Below are 16,274 nucleotides of genomic sequence, written 5' to 3'. Positions count from 1 at the left end.
GCCCAACGCCTCAACCGCGAACGCACCCAAGCAGCCACCTCGCCCGGATCGCCCACCACCAGCCCGGCCCCGACCCCGGCTGCGCCGAAGGGGTTCAGCCCGGCCGACGACAGCCGCTGGTGGCAACGCAACAAACCCCACCACAGCACCCTCGAACACGCCATCCGCCAAGCCCTGCTCGACCACCTCGACAAGCAACTCGACCAACAACTCGAACCACCACCACCCTTCTGAGGCGGTGTGCGCGCGAGCCGGGGCGGCGAGGGTGAGAGGGGGCCGCGAGGGTGGGAGGAGGCCGCGCTCGGCGGGGGTCAGGCGGGGGCGTGTCGTCCGTGAGTGTTAGGCCACCCTTGTTAGACAGACCAGTCTGTTCTGACTATTCTCGCCGCCATGACCGATACTGCAGCCGCCCCCCGTACCGCTCGTCCCGCGCGCGCGGCCAAGCCACAGGGGCAGTGGAAGATCGACGGCAAGCTGACGCTCAACCACAACGAGCAGTTCAAGCTCGAGGACGACGCCCTCAACGTACGCCAGCGCATCCTGGACACGTACTCCAAGGAGGGCTTCGACTCGATCCCGTCGGACGACCTGTCGGGCCGCATGCGCTGGTGGGGTCTCTACACGCAGCGTAAGCAGGGCCTCGACGGCTCCCGGACCTCCAAGCTCGAGGCCGACGAGCTGCAGGACAAGTACTTCATGATGCGCGTCCGCACCGACGGTGGCGCCGTCACGACCGACCAGCTGCGCGTGCTGGCCGGCATCTCGACCGACTTCGCCCGCGGCACGGCGGACATCTCCGACCGGCAGAACATCCAGTACCACTGGATCGCCATCGAGGACGTCCCCACCATCTGGCAGCGGCTCGAGGACGTGGGCATCGACACCGTCGAAGCGTGCGGCGACTGCCCCCGCGTCATCCTCGGCAGCCCCGTCGCGGGTGTGGCGGAGAACGAGATCCTCGACCCCACCCCGATCATCGAGGAGATCAAGGCCAAGTACATCGGGACCCCCGAGTTCTCGAACCTGCCGCGCAAGTTCAAGTCCGCCATCACGGGCCACCCGAGCCTCGACGTGGTCCACGAGATCAACGACATCTCGCTGGTCGGCGTCGTGCACCCCGAGCTCGGCCCCGGCTACGACCTGTGGGTCGGCGGCGGGCTGTCCACGAACCCGCAGCTCGCGACGCGCATCGGGGTCTTCGTCCGGCAGGAGGAGGCCGCCGAGGTGTGGGCCGGCGTGGTGGGCATCTTCCGCGACTACGGCTACCGCCGCATGCGCACCCGCGCCCGGCTGAAGTTCCTCATCAAGGACTGGGGCGCCGAGAAGTTCCGCCAGGTGCTGCAGGACGAGTACCTCGGCCGCGAGCTCCCCGACGGCCCCGCGCCCGAGCGTGGCGTCGGCTCGGGTGACCACGTGGGCATCTACGAGCAGAAGGACGGGCGCTTCTACGTGGGCGCCGCGCCGACCGTCGGCCGCGTCGGCGGCGAGAAGCTCGCGCAGGTCGCCGACCTCGCCGAGGCCGCCGGGTCGCACCGCGTGCGCTTCACACCGCACCAGAAGCTCCTCGTGCTGGACGTCGAGCCCGACAAGGTCGACCAGCTGGTCGAGGGCCTGGCGGAGATCGGCCTGCACGCCCGCCCGAGCTCGTTCCGCCGCGCCACCATGGCGTGCACGGGCATCGAGTTCTGCAAGCTCGCCTTTGTCGACACCAAGGACACCGCCACCGCGCTGGTGGACGAGCTCGAGCGGCGCTTCGCCGACGACGCTCCGCTGCGCACGCCGCTGTCGATCCACCTCAACGGCTGCCCCAACAGCTGCGCCCGCATCCAGACCGCCGACATCGGCCTCAAGGGCCAGCTCCTCGACGGCGACACCCCCGGCTTCCAGGTCCACCTGGGCGGCGGGCTCGCGTCGGAGGACCAGGAGTCCGGCGGCCTGGGTCGTACCGTCCGCGGCCTGCGCGTGCCGTCGGCGGAGCTGCCCAACTACGTCGAACGCGTGATCCGCAAGTACATGGAGACCGGTGCCGCTGGTGAGACCTTCGCCGAGTGGGCGCACCGGGTGGACGAGGAGGTCCTCGTATGACCGCTGTGAGCCTGGAACTGCTGCCCCGCAGCACCGTCCTCACGCCCGGCCCCGGGCGCAAGCGCACCACCGCCGAGCTCAAGGCCATCGCCGAGGAGGCCGGCCGACGCTTCGACGACCGCGGCCTGTACGGCAACCACGCCGAGATCGACCCGGCGGAGGTCCTGGCCTGGGCGGGGGAGACCTTCGGTGACGCGCTCGCGGTGGCGTGCTCCATGGCCAACACGGTCGTGCCCGAGATGACGGCGCCCCACGCCCCCGGCGTGGACGTGCTGTTCCTCGACACGAGCTACCACTTCTCCGAGACGGTCGGCGTCCGCGACGCGCTCGCCGCCACCCCCGGCCTCAACGTGGTGGACGTGCGCAGCCCGGCGACCCGCGAGGAGCACGAGGCCGCCCTCGGCCCGCGCCCCTACGAGACCGACCCCGAGATGTGCTGCCGCCTGCGCAAGGTCGAGCCGCTCGACGCCGCCCTGTCCGGCTACGAGGCGTGGATCACCGGCCTGCGCCGCGTCGACACCGACCACCGCGCCGGCGCGGCCATGGTCGAGTGGGACGAGAAGCACTCCATGGTCAAGATCAACCCGCTCGTCGCGTGGACCCTCGAGCGCGTCCACGACTACGCGGCCGAGCACGGCTGCCTGCTCAACCCCCTGCTCGACGACGGCTACCCGTCGATCGGCTGCGAGCCCTGCACCCGCCGCGTCGAGCCCGGTGCCGACCCCCGCTCGGGCCGCTGGGCCGGGTCGTCCAAGACCGAGTGCGGCATCCACCTGTGACCACCGCGGTCTCGTCGGCGACGCCGCAGGCCCCACCCGCGGCCACGCTGGACGGGCTGCCGCTCACGGTCGGCCTCGCCGGTCGCGAGGTGCTGCTCGTCGGGGCGGGGCCCGTCTCGGCCCGCCGGGCGGCGACCTTCCTCGAGGCCGGCGCGGTGGTCCGGGTGGTGGCCCCGCGAGTCGACCCGGCGATGGCCGACCTCGCCGCGCGGGCGGGGGACCACCTCGTCGTCGTCACCCGGTCCTTCACCCCCACCGACCTGGACAGCCCCTGGATGGTGCACGTCGCCACCGGCGACCCCCGGGTCGACGCCGAGGTCGCCGCCCTGTGCGAGGAGCGACGGATCTGGTGCGTCACCGCCGGGGACTCAGCGCTGGGATCGGTGCGGGTGCCCGCGCGCACGGCCGTCGCGACGCCCGCCGGGATGGTGCGCATCGCCGTCGACTCCGGCGACCCGCGTCGGTCGGTGCGCGTGGGGCGCCACGTCGCGCGGTCCCTGGCCACCGCGCCCGCGGGGCTGCGTGCGCGACGGCGTCGGGCGACCGGGTGGGTCGCGCTCGTCGGCGGCAGCGGCGACGGCGACCTGCTCACCGTCCGCGCGCGGCGACTCGTCCACACCGCCGACGTGCTGGTCGTCGACGGTGCCGCCGACGCCGCACTCCTCGCCGAGCTCGACGACGACGTCGAGGTGCTCGAAGCCGGACCCGACCTGCCCGCCGCCCGCGTGGCGGAACTGGTGGCGACGCGGTACGCGGCGGGGCACGGGGTCGTGCGGATCGCGGCGGCCGCCACCCTGGCCGAGCGGGCCCGCGAGCTCGAGGCCGGCGGGGTGGAGTTCGAGGTCGTCCCGGGCGTCGTCTGAGGCCGGCTGGCCAGATCGAGCCGGCGTGATTCGGGCCGGCCTAGCCCCAGGCCGCGGTGAGGGCGTCGTCGATGCCGTCCCGCACGGCGCGGCGCACCTCGTCGACGGTCGGCGGCGGACCGGACTCCCACAGCAGGGGCCGACCCGCGGCCACCACGGCGCGTCGCGGGGGCAGCCCCGCATGCTCGCGACCGTGGTACGCGAGACCGAGCGGCAGGACCGCGACACCGGCCCCCGCTCGGCGCGCGTCGGCGACCATCATGCCGACGCCCTTCTTCACCGACTCGAGCCGCAACGTCCGCAGGTCGTCGGCGGAGGAGTTGGTGCCCTCGACGAAGGTGAGCACCACGCCGCCGTCGACCAGACGCTCCACGCACACCTCGATGAGCCGCGCGGCCGCGGCCTCGTGGATCTCCGACGCCGTGCCCTGGTAGTTCTTCGCCCGGAAGACGGGCACCGTGCCCGTGTACTCGAAGATCGGGCGCAGCGGACCGCGGAAGATGGGGTCCTTGGTCAGGCCCGTGCCCTCGGCGAGGAAACGGACCCGCTCGTCGAACACGGCCGCCGCGAGCACGGTCGGGTCGTGCGCCGACGGGTGGTTGGCGGCCACGATGATCCCGACCCCCGCGTCGTGGAGGCGGTGCAGCTCCGCGACCGTCTCCGGCGCGATGCGCAGCCGCGGCCGGTAGATCGCGTCCACGAGCGTCAGCAGCGGGTAGGTGAACCAGTTCCGCCGGCGGCGGGGTCCGTAGAAGTCGTACACGGCCTCCCAGTTGGCCACCGTCACCTCGGGACGCCGCCTCCGCGCCCTCGCCTCACCGCTCGCTCCCATCTGCCCAGTTTCCCCCATCCCCCGGCGTGGCGGAGCCGATGCGACGGGGCGCGGGGAGTGCGGCATGCTCGGTGACATGACTGCCCCGCCCGGCCCGACCCGCCCCCGGCTCCTGCTCGTCGCGCACGGGACGCGGTCCGCCACCGGGCGCCGGGTCCTGGGACGGATCCTGCTCGAGACTCGCAAGCAGCTGCCCGGCGTGGACTGCCGGCTCGCCTGGGTGGACGTCCAGGAGCCGGGACCCGAGAAGGTTCTCTCAGACGGCGCGCCGACCGTCGTCGTCCCCGCGTTCCTCGCGCGTGGGTTCCACGTGGTCCACGACGTCGGCCGGGCGTGCCGGGAGGCGCCCGGGCCCGTGGTGCAGACCCCGCACCTGGGCCCGGAACCGGAGGTCGTGCGGGCACTCGTACAGCGGCTCGCCGAAGCCGGGGCGGTCGGCGCCTTCGGGGCGGACGCGGTGGTCCTGGGTGCGGCCGGCAGCAGCGACGCGTCGTCGCTCGCCGAGACCCGCGCCCTCGCCGATCGCCTCGCCGACCTGCTGCGCACGCCCGTCACGGCGGCGTTCGCGTCCGCCGCGAGCCCGAAGGTCGACGAGGCCGTCTCGCTGCTGCGCGGCGAGGGCCACCGCCGGATCGCGGTGGCGACGCACCTCCTCGCGCCGGGGTTCTTCGCCGACCGGATGGCCGCCGCCGGCGCGGATATCACCTCCGAGCCTCTGGGCGCGCACCCGGAGATCGTCGACCTGATAATCCGGAGATATCGCGAGAATTCCGACCCGCTCACACACTGAATAGCCTCAGAAAGTACACACCGGACACTGTGATCAGGCTTAGAAGTTCAGTACCGCACACATTTCCGGGAACTCAGATGCCTCGCTTTGTATGTGCGAGTTCTCATGAGTGTGTGCATAATGGCGTCGATAGAGGGCCAGCCGGATCAGGGAGAAGAAAGCATGGCACAGCAGTTCCAGGTGCAGTACATCGACGACCTCGACGGAACGGATCTCGGCACGGAAGCCAATTCCATTTCGTTCGCCTTTGACGGCAAGGAATACACGATAGATCTCAGCGATGAGAACGCGGAGAAGTTCCGCGAGGTCATGGCGCCGTACGTCGAGAACGGTCACCGCGTGACCACGGGTAAGGCGAAGCCGGCGCGGCGGACGGCGAGCAAGTCCGCCGCATCGGGGGAGACCAAGGCCATTCGGGAATGGGCACGGAAGAACGGATATGAGGTCTCCGACCGCGGCCGAATTCCCGCCGACATCATGGATGCGTACGCCGCCGCCAACTGATCGAATTCTGCGGACCCGCGGAAGAGAACTGAATCACAGCCCGTAACTGGACGTTGGCAGTGAGAACTGTCTTCTCTGCGGTGCCAGTGGAAAGGGCCCGTGTCGCTGAGGTGGCGCGGGCCCTTTCCCGTCGCTTTCGCTCTCCGCATTCCCGCTCCGCGAGGGCCGATCGTCGGGGCCGACCGCCGGGGCCGACTCGCGACGTCCGTCACGCGGTCCCGGGCGACACGCCACGCTGTTATGGCACTGAAATCCTCGTCGTCGTCGTACCCTGCCGGGGTGACCCCTTCCTCGCCGCGCGCGGGCACCCGCGCCTCCACTCACGCCCAGTACGACGACTCGCTGCGGCAGGGGATCCTCGACGAGGCCACCAGGCGGCTCCGCGACGCACCACCGGAGACGCTCGGCCTGCGGCCGCTCGCCGCGTCCCAGGGGACCTCCACCACCGCGATCTACACGATGTTCGGCGGCAAGGCCGGACTGCTCGCCGCCGTCGCGCACGAGGCCGACCGCGACCTCGCCGCCACACTGCGCGGCGCGCTCCGCCACGACAGCGTCGAGGGCGACGTCCGGTCACTGTGCCGCGCCTACCGCCTGTGGGCGCTGGACAACGAGGGGCTCTACGGCCTCGTCGTGGGCGAGCCCGTGCGGTCCCCGCGCGCGGAGGCCGGGCGCGGGACGCCCGGGGCCGACGCGTCGCTGTGGCGCGAACCGCTGCTCGAGGTGGTCGACGCCGCCGTCGACGAGGGCGTCTTCCGCGACGTCGACGTGCACGAGGCCGCGACCGCCATCTGGGCGTCGCTTCACGGGGTGGTCTCGTTGGAGCTCAGCGTGTGGCGCTCCTCGCCCAGCGCCGAGCAGTACTTCGAGACGCAGCTCGCGGCGATCCTGCGCTCGTGGGCCGGCAGGGCGCGCGAGCTCGGCGCCACCGGCACGGACGGCGCGACCCGATGAGCGACCGCGCCTTCTTCACCCTCGACGACTCGGGCGCCTACGTCCCCACCAGGTACGCGCGCAGCGCCTGGTCGGACAGCATGGTCAACGGCCCCGCCGTGGTGGCCGCGGCCGCACGCTCGCTCGAGGCCGGGCACGGCGCCGAGGGCTTCCAGCCCGCGCGTCTCACGGTGGACCTGTTCGCGCCCGTGCGTAACGAGCCGCTCGTCGCGCGCACTGAGGAGATCCGCGCCGGTAACCGCATCCGTGTGGCCGACGTCGAGCTGACGCAGGGCGGTAAGGCCGTCGCCCGCGCCACCCTCGTCCAACTGCGTCGCGGTGAGCAGCCGCCGGGCCGGATCTGGACGTCGGGGCGCGTCGTCGGCCCGCCGACCGACGCCGAGCCGGAGCCCGACCAGCCCGGCTCCAACGTCTTCTTCGGCAGCGGTGAGGACCCCGGCACGTGGGACCGCGACATGGGACTGCACCAGAACGACCAGCGCAAGCGGTTCTGGCAGCAGCCCCTCGACACGATCGCCGGCGAGGACTCCACCCCGTTCCAGCGGGCGGTGACGCTGGCCGAGTCGACCAGCCTCATGACGCACTGGGGCGACGAGGGCATCGGCTTCATCAACGCCGACCTCACCGTGGCGCTGGCGCGGCTGCCGCGCTCGCGGGACCTGGGGATCGAGGCCGACGAGCACATCAGCGCCGACGGTGTGGCCGTGGGCACCGCGTCCCTGTTCGACCGTGACGGCGTGTTCGCGACCGGCACGGTCGTCGCCGTGTCCAACGCGGGTCGGCAGATCGACTTCACCCGCCGTGGACCGGGCCCCCGCTCCGAGGAGGCGACGCGGGTATGACCGGCCCGTCCGGCCCCGGTTCCCGCCCCGCCGGTCGCCTCACCCGCGAGCGGATGCTCGACGCGCTGGAGGCGCAGGTCGGGCTGGTGCGGTTCGCGCTGGCCGGGGACGGGCTCGGCGCGTCAGCGGACGCGGACGTGACCGCGCCCGTGCCCTCGTGCCCGGACTGGACCGTCCACGACCTCGTCGCGCACCTGGGCACGATCAACTGGTGGGCGGGCGAGACCGTCCGCGCGGCGACCCCCGAGGCCCGGACCCGGGGCATGGGCGCGGTGCAGCGCTCGGCGCCGCCGGCCACCGACGGGGCGGCGGCGCTGGCCGACTGGTACGCGCGGATCGCCGACGAGATGCTCGCGACGCTCGCCGACACCGCCGCCGACGCGCCCGCCTGGACCTTCTCCGGCCCGGGCCGCGCCGACTTCTGGCTGCGGCGGCAGCTGCACGAGACGACGATCCACCGCTGGGACGTCGAGGCCGCCCTTCACGGCGCCGCCGCGACGACGCCCGTCGCCGAGGACGTGGCCGTGGACGGGATCGACGAACTGTGCACGGTGATGCGCCCGCACTTCTCGCCCCGCACCGCCGCGCTGCCGGTGACACTCCGCCTGCGCGCGCGACCACACGCCGGTGACGCTGCCGCGGGGCCGACCGGTGGCCTCGCCGCGGGCGCGGAGCCGGTCGGCGCGGGCGCGCTCGGTGCGCTGGAATGGGAGCTGACCGGGCCGCCCGACGGCGGTGAGGTCGAGGTGGCGGGTCCGCCGGAGACGCTCGCGCTGCTGCTGTGGGGACGGGTCCGCGCGGACGCCCCGGGTCTGGAGATCACCGGGGACCGCGCAGGCCTCGACGCCGCCCTGGAGGCCGGGCTGACGTTGTGACGTCGGTGCTGCTGGTCGCGCTCGGCGGCGCGGTCGGGTCGGCGGCTCGCGCAGCGGTCACGCTCGCGCTCCCCGGCTCGCCGATGGCGGCCACCGCGCTGGTCAACGTGGTGGGGGCGTTCCTGTTGGCGGTGCTGCTGGCGTCGCTCGCCGCGCGCGGTGACGTGCGGCGCGACGGTGACGCCGGGGAGGCGGACCGTGCGAGGGGGCGACGACGACGAGGTGCGCGGCTGCTCCTCGGGACCGGCTTCTGCGGCGGGTTCACGACCTACTCGGCGGTCGCCGTGCAGGTGGCGGAGCTGGCCTCGGGGTCCGCGGTGACCGCGGCTGCGGGGTACGCGATGGTCACCCTGGTCGCGGGGGCAGCGGCGACGGTGGGCGGTCTCGCGCTGGTGGGCGGGCTGCGCCGACGCCTCGGTCCGGGGCCCGGTGCGGGGGCGGCGACGTGACCGCGTCGGCCGCATGGGCCGTGATCGGGTGGGCGGCCCTCGGTGGCGGGGCGGGGGCGGCCCTGCGCCACGTCGTGGACCGGTGGGTGTCCGCGCGGTGGCCGCGGGGGTTCCCGGTGGGGATCCTGGTGATCAACCTCTCCGGCTCGTTCGCGCTCGGACTGCTGTGGGGCTGGGCGGCCGCCCGGGTGGCGGGGGCGGCGGGGGGTGGCCTCGGGTCGTCGCAGGTGAACACCGTTGTGACGGTGCTCAGCACCGGCGTGCTGGGCGGGTACACGACATTCTCCACCGCCAGTTATGACACCGTCCTCCTCGCCCGTACCGGCCGGATCGGGACGGCGCTGGCCTACGGGCTCGGGACGATGATCGCCACGGTCGCCGTGGCGGCCGCCGGGCTCTGGGCGGGCGAGTGGGCGGGCGGGGCCTTGTGGCCGGCGGGCGGCTGGTCCACTGTGGGGTGATGGGTCACCGCATGTTCGTGGCTGTGCTGCCGCCGGAGGAGGTCCGCGAGCAGCTCGAGACGTTCCTCGAGCCGCGGCCCGGGTTGGCGTGGACCGGTCCGTCGCAGTGGCATGTCACGCTGACGTTCTGCCCGGATGTCGACGACTGGCGGCTCGACGAGCTCACCGAGAGGCTGGCGGCGGTCGCGCGCAAGCGTGAGCCGTTCCGGGTGCGGTTGGCGGGCGCGGGCGCGTTCCCGTCCGTGGAGCGGGCCAAGGTGCTGTGGGCGGGCGTGGAGCAGCCGGAGGGGCGGCCGCTCGACGCTCTCGCCGCCGGTGCCCGGTCGGCGGCCAACGCCGCCGGATGCGTCCCGGACGGGGCGCGCTTCCGGCCCCACCTCACGCTGGCCCGGCTCGGTGGCCGCGATGACGCGACCGCGTGGCTGCGGGTCCTCGACACGTTCACCAGCAGCGACTGGGAGGTCTCGGAGATCGCGCTCGTCGACTCGTTCCTCGGTGAAGGGCCGCGGGGCCGGGCCCGCCACGAGGTGGTGGCCCGGTTCCCGCTCGGCTCGCGCGAGCGGCGCTGGTGGGACCCCGCCGGCGGCTGACGCTCAGAGGCCGGCGCACTGGCCCTCGCGCTCGCCGGCGACCTGGTTGCCGCCGCCGACCGGTGCCGGGTCGTTCTCCTCGCACTCGAGGTCCCCGCCGATCGTGTTGCCCTCGAACCGCTGGGGCCCGGAGTTGCTGTCGGACTCCACGTCCCCGCCGATGCGGACGTTCTCCAGGGTCGCCTCGCCGCCGTACTCGAGTTCGACCGAGCCGGTGACCTCGCCGCCGGACACCAGGACGGAGTCGTGACCCTCGGCCTCGATGTCCTCCGTGACGCGGACGTCGTACGCCTCGAGTCGGCCGCCGCCGAGGACGTCGATGTCGCCGGTGACCGTGAGATCCCGCAGGACGCAGGTCTGCCCGCCCGGGACCCGGACGTCGCCGGAGATGTCCTGGCCCGTGCGTTCGTCGGAGCAGTCGGTGGCGCCGGGGGCGGGCTGGACGGTGGATGCGGCCGGGGTGAATTCGGCCGGAGCGGACCCGGCCGGGGCGGTCACGGTGACGGTCTGCTCGGCGGCGGTCTGTTCGGTGGCCGGGTCGTCGCCGGATCCGGACGCGCAGCCCGCGGCGAGCAGCGCGACGACGGGGATCGCGAGCAGGGCCTGTCGCGCTCGAGGGGTGCGGCGGGTGCGGGCGGCGTGGACGGACATGGGCGACCTCTTCGCTCGGGGTGGACGGGGCGCACGCGGCGTACGCCGCGATTCCCGGTCCGTGGTGGTGACGGTGTCCACGGTAGGGGCGGGGGATGAGGTCGACATGAAACCGGGAGGAAGGCTTCTTCATCTGCGCGCTACCGTGAGCACGTGGAACTCATCGGGACCGTGGACCCTGCTCATCCCCTCGTCGTCGTCGCGCTGGAACAGGAGGCGCGGCACTTCGTCACCGACTTCCCGGTCCTGGTCACCGGGGTGGGCAAGGTGCGCGCGGCGGTGTCCGTGGCGCACGCCCTGGGCGGTGGCGCGCGACCGCGCGAGTTGGTCAACGTCGGCACGGCCGGCGGGCTGCACCCGGGCATGGAGGGCACCCACGAGGTCGCGACGGTCTTCCAGCACGACTTCGACGACCCCGCGCTGCACGCGGTCACCGGACGCCACGACGGGCCGCCGCTGGCGCTGTCGGCGACCCGAGCGGTGACGCCGGCCCGCGCGGCGGAGCCCTCGGCCCCGGGCGGCACCGCCGCGCCCGTGCTCGCGACGGGGGACCGCTTCGTCGCCGGCGGCCCGGTGCGGGACCGGCTGTCGGGGATCGCGGATCTGGTGGACATGGAGGGCTACGCCGTCGCCGCGGCCGGGGCGATGCTCGGCGTGCCGACCCGGTTGGTCAAGCACGTGTCGGATTCCGCGGACGAGTCCGCCGGCACCACGTGGGTCGAGGGCGTCGACGCGTGCGCGCGGGTGCTGGCCGAGTGGGTCGGTACGCGGCTGGGCTGATCCCCGCCCGTCCCGCCCGGCCCCGCCCCGGCCGCCCGGGTCAGCAGTCGCCGACGCCCACCCACTCGGTGAGGCCGTCGGAGAAGCGCTGGCGTTTCCAGATGGGGACCTCGTGCTTGAGGCGTTCGATGAGCTCCGAGCACGCCGCGAACGCCTCCGCGCGGTGCGGGGCCACCGCCACGGCCACCACCGCCACCTCGCCGACCGTCAACACGCCCACCCGGTGCACCGCGCCCACGCGCGTCACGCGCTGCGGATCGGTCGGCCGGCCGTCGGGGCCGGCGGGGCCCGAGTGCCCGCTCGCGACCTCCTCGCACAGCCGGGCCAGCACGTCCTGCGCGACCGGGTGGGCGGAGTACTCGATGTGCTCGACATCGGCGCGCCCGCCGTCGTGGTCCCGCACGATCCCGGAGAACGTCACCATCGCGCCGTCCGCCGTGCTCCACACCTCCCGCTCGACCTCGCGGGGATCGATCGGCTCCCCGGTGATCCGCGCGAGCGGCCCGGAGACCTGTCCGGCGGGCTGTCCCGGGGCCGGGGTCGGGGCCGGCATCAGTGCCCCCCGCCGTGGGCGTGGACGTCGAGCAGGTGCTCGAGCAGCTCATCGAGCACGGCCAGCCCGTCGCGGACGCCGCCCGTCGACCCCGGCAGGTTGGCCACCAGCGTGCGCCCGGCGAACCCGGCCAGGCCGCGGCTCATCGCCGCCGTCGGCGTCGCCGCGAGCCCCCGCGCCCTCATCGCCTCGGCCACCCCCGGCAGCTCGAGCGTGAGGTGCGGCGCGGTGGCCTCGGGGGTCCGGTCGTCCGGCGCCACGCCCGTCCCGCCGGTGGTGAGCAGCACCGCCGGGGAGCGGCGCACCTGCTCGGTCACCGCGGTGGCGACGTCCGCGTCGGCCACCACGTGCACCTCGACCGGCGAGAAACCGCGCGCCCGCAACCAGTCCTCGATGGCGGGACCGGTGGTATCAGGGCGGTCGCCGCGGGCGGCGGCCGTGGAGGAGACGACGACGACACCGGTTCGGCCCACGTCGAGCGCGGCGGGCCCGGAGTTCGAGCGGGCGCCCTCGTCGTCGTCGGCGATCCCACCGTGCCCTTCTCGCGTCCAGTCACCACGTTTGCCGCCGGACTTGGCGGCCAGACGCACGCCGTCCATGGTGGCGAGCGGGTCGACGGCCTTCACCATGTCGTGCAGCGTGAGGCCCGCGACCGACACCGCGGTGAGCGCCTCCATCTCCACACCCGTCCGGCCGGTCGTCTTGGCGGTGGCCCGGACGACGATCTCCCCGGCGGCCTCGTCGAGGTCGAAGTGCACCTTCACCGAGTTCAACGGGATCTGGTGGCACAGCGGGATGAGCTCGGAGGTCTTCTTGGCCGCGCCGATGCCGGCGAGGCGCGCGGTCGCCAGCACATCCGCCTTGCCCAGGGCGTCGCCCGCGACCATCGTCACCACGTCGGGGCGGGTGCGGAAGACCCCCTCGGCGGTCGCGGTGCGGGTCGTGACGGCCTTGTCGCCCACGTCGACCATCCGCACGCGACCCTCCGGGTCGAGGTGGGTGAGGCCGGAGGGGGCGTGATGCGGGTCTGCCATGGCCTCCACGCTAGTCCGCCGGGACGGGTGCGGCCGATCGGATCAGGGGAGGGCCGCCGCCGGGCATGCTGGAGGTGTCGCGGTGTGACCGGTGGAGGAGGCGGGGAGATGGAGACGGCGATCGTCATCGGTGCGGGGATGGTCGGGCTCTCGACGGCCTGGCATCTGCAGGAGCACGGCGTCGAGGTCACGGTGATCGACCGGGAGGGGGTCGCCGCGGGCTCCTCGTGGGGCAACGCCGGCTACCTCTCCCCGGCCCTGACGCTGCCGCTGGCGGATCCGAGCGTGTGGACCTACGGGCCCCGGGCGTTGATCGACCCGGATGCCGCACTGCACGTGCCGCTGCGATGCGATCCCGGGCTGTGGGGGTTCCTGGCCCGCTTCCTCGCGCACGGGACGATGCGGGCCTGGCATCGGACCATGGCCGGCCTGGCCCCGATCAGCAGCCTCGCGCTCGAGGCGTTCGACGAGCTCACCGGCGGTGGGGTCGAGGCGGGCACGCGCGAGGGGCCCTTCGTGGTGGGGTTCACCGCGCCCGCGCAGGCCGGGGCGTTCCTCGACGAGATCCGGTGGGTACGCGGCCACGGGATGGAGGTCGAGGTGGAGCGCCTCGACGCCCCCGCGACACTCGCACCGGTCCTCTCGGACGCGGTCACCTCCGCCTACCGGATGGACGGGCAGCGCTACATCGAACCGGGCCCGTTCGTGACCGCGCTCGGCGACGCGGTTCGCGCCCGTGGCGGCACGCTCCGGACCGGCGACGCCGTGACCGGGGTGACGCCCGGCCGCACCCCGCAGGTCGTCCTCGACACGGGGGAGCAACTCGGCGCCGACGCGGTCGTCATCGCCACCGGCGCCTGGATGCCCCGGCTCGCCCGCTCGCTCGGGGTGAGGACCCGGGTCCAGGCCGGCCGGGGATACTCGTTCGCCGTCGAGACCGACGAGCCGATCCGGCACCCCGTCTACCTACCGGCGCAGCGTATCGCCTGCACCCCGTACCAGGGGCGGCTCCGGATCGCCGGCACCATGGAGTTCCTCGGGCCCGACGAGCCGCCCCGCGACCGGCGGATCCGGGCGATGATCAACCAGGTCGACGGGCTGTTCCGCGGCGTGGACCTCGAGGACCGGCGCGACGAGTGGGTCGGCTCCCGGCCCGTGACACCCGACGGACTGCCGCTGGTGGGCGCCACCCGCGGGCCCGGGGTGTACGTCGCCGGCGGTCACGGGATGTGGGGGGTCGTGCTGGGTCCCGCCACCGGGAGACTGCTCGCCGAGCAGATCGTCACCGGGCGGATCGACCCGGTGCTCACGCCGTTCGACCCGCTGCGGTGAGCGCCCGGCCCGGCCGGCGCCGACCGGGCCCCGGCGGCGTGGCGGCACCGGTGGGGGTTTAATCGCGGACATGGCGTTGCTCTTCGAACCGATCCGCATCCGGGACCTGACGATCCGTAACCGGGCGTGGCTCTCGCCGATGTGCCAGTACTCGTGCGAGGACCGCGACGGCGTGCCCACGCCGTGGCACCTCGTCCACCTCGGCGCGCGGGCGCAGGGCGGGTTCGGGCTCATCCTCGCCGAGGCGTCGGCCGTCGTGCCCGAGGGGCGGATCAGCCCGGAGGACGCCGGCCTGTGGAACGACGCGCAGCGCGACGCGTGGGCGCCCATCGTGGACTTCGTGCACTCGCAGGGCGCCGCCGTCGGGATCCAGCTCGCCCACGCCGGACGCAAGGCGTCCGCGTACCGGGCGTGGCCCGGCTATCCCGTCGGCTCCCTGCCCGTCGAGGAGGGCGGTTGGACGACCGTCGCGCCGTCGGCGATCCCGTTCGGCGACATGGCCACACCCGAGGCGCTCGACGCGGACGGCATCCGGGACGTCGTGACCGCCTTCGCCGACGCCGCCCGCCGCGCCGACGAGGCCGGATTCGACGTGGTGGAGATCCACGCCGCGCACGGGTACCTGCTGCACGAGTTCTACTCGCCGCTGTCCAACGAGCGCACCGACTCCTACGGCGGCTCCCGCGACAACCGCGTGCGGCTGCTGCTCGAGGTCTGCGACGCCGTGCGCGCGGTGTGGCCCGCGGGCAAGCCGCTGTTCGTGCGCATCTCCGCGACCGACTGGGTGCCCGACGGGTGGACGCCCGAGGACTCCCGCTGGCTCGCGGCCCGGCTCGCCGAGCACGGCGTCGACCTGGTGGACGTCTCCTCCGCCGCCAACACGCCCGACCGGCCGCCGGTGGCGCTCGAGCAGGGCTACCAGGTGCCGCTGGCCGAGGAGGTCAGGGCGTCGGGCGCCGTCCTGGCCGGCGCGGTGGGCCTCATCAGCGATCCGGAGTACGCCGAGCGGCTGCTCGCCGAGGAGCGGGCCGACGTGGTGTTCCTCGGCCGCGCAGGACTCCGCGAACCCGCCTGGCCCCAGCGCGCGGCGGCCGAACTCGGCCTCGACTGGCGCGACGCGCCATACCCGCCGCAGTACACGCGGGGGAAGTGGGACTGACCCGTGACGCTGTTCGAGACCCTCAAGGACCGCTGCCGCGACGAGTGGCAGGCCTACACCCGCCACGAGTTCGTCACCGCCCTCGGCGCGGGCGCCCTGCCGCTCGCGGTGTTCCGCGACTACCTCGTGCAGGACTTCCACTTCCTGGTGCAGTTCGCCCGCGCCAATGCCCTGGCCGCGTACAAGAGCCGCACCCTCGCCGACATCACCGCCGCGCACGCCGCGACCGGCGCGATCCTCGCGGAGACGGAGCTGCACCTGCGCCTCACCGAACGCTGGGGCATCCCGCGTCCCGAGCTCGAGGCCGCCGCCGAGAAGCAGGCCACCGTCGCCTACACCCGCTACGTGCTCGACGCCGGCATGGCCGGCGACGTCCTCGACCTGCACGTCGCCCTGGCGCCGTGCACGATCGGCTACGCCGAGATCGGCGCCCACCTGGCCCCCCGGCTCGACGAGTACGGCGGCGACGGGGACGGGGGTGGAGGCGGGCACCCGTACGGCGAGTGGATCGCCGAGTACTCGGGCCCAGAGTTCACCGCCGCCTCCCGGGCCGCGATCGAGCAGCTCGACGTCCTGGCCGGCGGTGGGCTCACCGACCGCCGGCTCGACGAGCTCACCGACGTGTTCCGCACGGCGACCCGACTGGAGATCGACTTCTGGCAGCAGGCGCTGGACAGCGTGCTCTGAGCGCCCGCGGCGGTCGGCATCGGACGCGATCGGTCGCGATCGGTCGTGGTTTCT

Annotated in this window: 19 protein-coding genes and 1 pseudogene; 16 read left to right on the top strand and 4 right to left on the bottom strand. The window is 73.9% G+C overall.

Translation table 11 applies throughout. The features are described from left to right. The 4 genes and pseudogenes from RWK90_RS11265 to RWK90_RS11250 form a co-directional block, all read left to right on the top strand. Nucleotides 1–234 (top strand): annotated as a pseudogene (locus tag RWK90_RS11265) (hypothetical protein); the annotation flags it as partial. Between the two features lie 156 nt (nt 235–390). Next, the gene (locus tag RWK90_RS11260) at nt 391–2,085 is read left to right on the top strand and encodes a nitrite/sulfite reductase (protein WP_314037709.1); all 1,695 of its coding nucleotides are present in this window, start codon (nt 391–393) and stop codon (nt 2,083–2,085) included. After that, a complete protein-coding gene (locus RWK90_RS11255) occupies nt 2,082–2,864 on the top strand; it encodes a phosphoadenylyl-sulfate reductase (protein ID WP_314037708.1) in 783 nt (260 codons plus the stop codon). The genes RWK90_RS11260 and RWK90_RS11255 overlap by 4 nt, the downstream gene beginning before the upstream one ends. Continuing rightward, on the top strand, nt 2,861–3,727 hold the full coding sequence (locus RWK90_RS11250) for an NAD(P)-dependent oxidoreductase (protein ID WP_314037707.1): 867 nt from the start codon (nt 2,861–2,863) through the stop codon (nt 3,725–3,727). Before RWK90_RS11255 ends, RWK90_RS11250 begins: the two co-directional genes overlap by 4 nt. A gap of 40 nt (nt 3,728–3,767) precedes the next feature. On the opposite strand, the gene RWK90_RS11245 is transcribed toward RWK90_RS11250, so the two are convergent. Then, entirely contained in the window at nt 3,768–4,559 is a 792-nt protein-coding gene (locus RWK90_RS11245; RefSeq protein ID WP_314037706.1) for a lysophospholipid acyltransferase family protein, read from the bottom strand. 76 nt (nt 4,560–4,635) lie between these two features. On the opposite strand from RWK90_RS11245, the gene RWK90_RS11240 reads away from it, so the two are divergent. The 8 genes from RWK90_RS11240 to thpR all read left to right on the top strand — a co-directional run bounded on the left by RWK90_RS11240 (nt 4,636) and on the right by thpR (nt 10,024). Further along, nucleotides 4,636–5,349, top strand: coding sequence for a sirohydrochlorin chelatase (locus RWK90_RS11240; RefSeq protein WP_314037705.1), 714 nt, complete (start codon nt 4,636–4,638; stop codon nt 5,347–5,349). A 162-nt stretch (nt 5,350–5,511) separates the two neighbouring features. Further along, the gene (locus tag RWK90_RS11235) at nt 5,512–5,853 is read left to right on the top strand and encodes an Lsr2 family protein (protein ID WP_314037704.1); all 342 of its coding nucleotides are present in this window, start codon (nt 5,512–5,514) and stop codon (nt 5,851–5,853) included. A 279-nt stretch (nt 5,854–6,132) separates the two neighbouring features. Further along, nucleotides 6,133–6,807, top strand: coding sequence for a TetR-like C-terminal domain-containing protein (locus tag RWK90_RS11230; protein ID WP_314037703.1), 675 nt, complete (start codon nt 6,133–6,135; stop codon nt 6,805–6,807). Further along, entirely contained in the window at nt 6,804–7,649 is an 846-nt protein-coding gene (locus tag RWK90_RS11225; protein ID WP_314037702.1) for an acyl-CoA thioesterase domain-containing protein, read from the top strand. Before RWK90_RS11230 ends, RWK90_RS11225 begins: the two co-directional genes overlap by 4 nt. Next, nucleotides 7,646–8,524, top strand: coding sequence for a maleylpyruvate isomerase family mycothiol-dependent enzyme (locus RWK90_RS11220; protein WP_314037701.1), 879 nt, complete (start codon nt 7,646–7,648; stop codon nt 8,522–8,524). Before RWK90_RS11225 ends, RWK90_RS11220 begins: the two co-directional genes overlap by 4 nt. Beyond that, nucleotides 8,521–8,973, top strand: coding sequence for a CrcB family protein (locus RWK90_RS11215; RefSeq protein ID WP_314037700.1), 453 nt, complete (start codon nt 8,521–8,523; stop codon nt 8,971–8,973). Before RWK90_RS11220 ends, RWK90_RS11215 begins: the two co-directional genes overlap by 4 nt. Further along, nucleotides 8,970–9,434 carry a CrcB family protein gene (locus tag RWK90_RS11210; protein WP_314037699.1) on the top strand — a complete coding sequence of 155 codons (465 nt, stop codon included), beginning with the start codon at nt 8,970–8,972 and terminating at the stop codon, nt 9,432–9,434. The genes RWK90_RS11215 and RWK90_RS11210 overlap by 4 nt, the downstream gene beginning before the upstream one ends. Beyond that, nucleotides 9,434–10,024, top strand: coding sequence for an RNA 2',3'-cyclic phosphodiesterase (gene thpR, locus RWK90_RS11205; RefSeq protein WP_314037698.1), 591 nt, complete (start codon nt 9,434–9,436; stop codon nt 10,022–10,024). The genes RWK90_RS11210 and thpR overlap by 1 nt, the downstream gene beginning before the upstream one ends. Nucleotides 10,025–10,027: 3 nt before the next feature. On the opposite strand, the gene RWK90_RS11200 is transcribed toward thpR, so the two are convergent. Further along, nucleotides 10,028–10,675, bottom strand: coding sequence for a hypothetical protein (locus tag RWK90_RS11200; protein WP_314037697.1), 648 nt, complete (start codon nt 10,673–10,675; stop codon nt 10,028–10,030). 153 nt (nt 10,676–10,828) lie between these two features. Between RWK90_RS11200 and RWK90_RS11195 the strand changes: the two genes are divergently transcribed. After that, a complete protein-coding gene (locus RWK90_RS11195; RefSeq protein ID WP_314037696.1) occupies nt 10,829–11,455 on the top strand; it encodes a nucleosidase in 627 nt (208 codons plus the stop codon). Nucleotides 11,456–11,495: 40 nt separating this feature from the next. Here RWK90_RS11195 and RWK90_RS11190 read toward each other — a convergent pair whose 3' ends face one another. After that, nucleotides 11,496–12,008: a molybdenum cofactor biosynthesis protein MoaE gene (locus RWK90_RS11190; protein WP_314037695.1), complete on the bottom strand. Its 513-nt coding sequence runs from the start codon at nt 12,006–12,008 to the stop codon at nt 11,496–11,498. Then, nucleotides 12,008–13,042 carry a bifunctional molybdenum cofactor biosynthesis protein MoaC/MoaB gene (gene moaCB / locus RWK90_RS11185; RefSeq protein WP_314037694.1) on the bottom strand — a complete coding sequence of 345 codons (1,035 nt, stop codon included), beginning with the start codon at nt 13,040–13,042 and terminating at the stop codon, nt 12,008–12,010. Before moaCB ends, RWK90_RS11190 begins: the two co-directional genes overlap by 1 nt. Before the next feature lie 108 nt (nt 13,043–13,150). Between moaCB and RWK90_RS11180 the strand changes: the two genes are divergently transcribed. The 3 genes from RWK90_RS11180 (at nt 13,151) to RWK90_RS11170 (ending at nt 16,220) form a co-directional block, all read left to right on the top strand. Continuing rightward, a complete protein-coding gene (locus tag RWK90_RS11180; protein WP_314037731.1) occupies nt 13,151–14,374 on the top strand; it encodes an FAD-binding oxidoreductase in 1,224 nt (407 codons plus the stop codon). Nucleotides 14,375–14,444: 70 nt separating this feature from the next. Then, a complete protein-coding gene (locus RWK90_RS11175; protein ID WP_314037693.1) occupies nt 14,445–15,533 on the top strand; it encodes an NADH:flavin oxidoreductase/NADH oxidase in 1,089 nt (362 codons plus the stop codon). A gap of 3 nt (nt 15,534–15,536) precedes the next feature. After that, on the top strand, nt 15,537–16,220 hold the full coding sequence (locus tag RWK90_RS11170; RefSeq protein ID WP_314037692.1) for a TenA family protein: 684 nt from the start codon (nt 15,537–15,539) through the stop codon (nt 16,218–16,220). Nucleotides 16,221–16,274: the final 54 nt, after the last annotated feature.

Origin of the sequence: Dietzia sp. CH92 (assembly GCF_032248695.1) — a bacterium.
GTDB lineage: Bacteria > Actinomycetota > Actinomycetes > Mycobacteriales > Mycobacteriaceae > Dietzia.
Note: the sequence above shows the minus strand (reverse complement) of the source record. Positions and strands in the feature narration are given on the sequence as shown.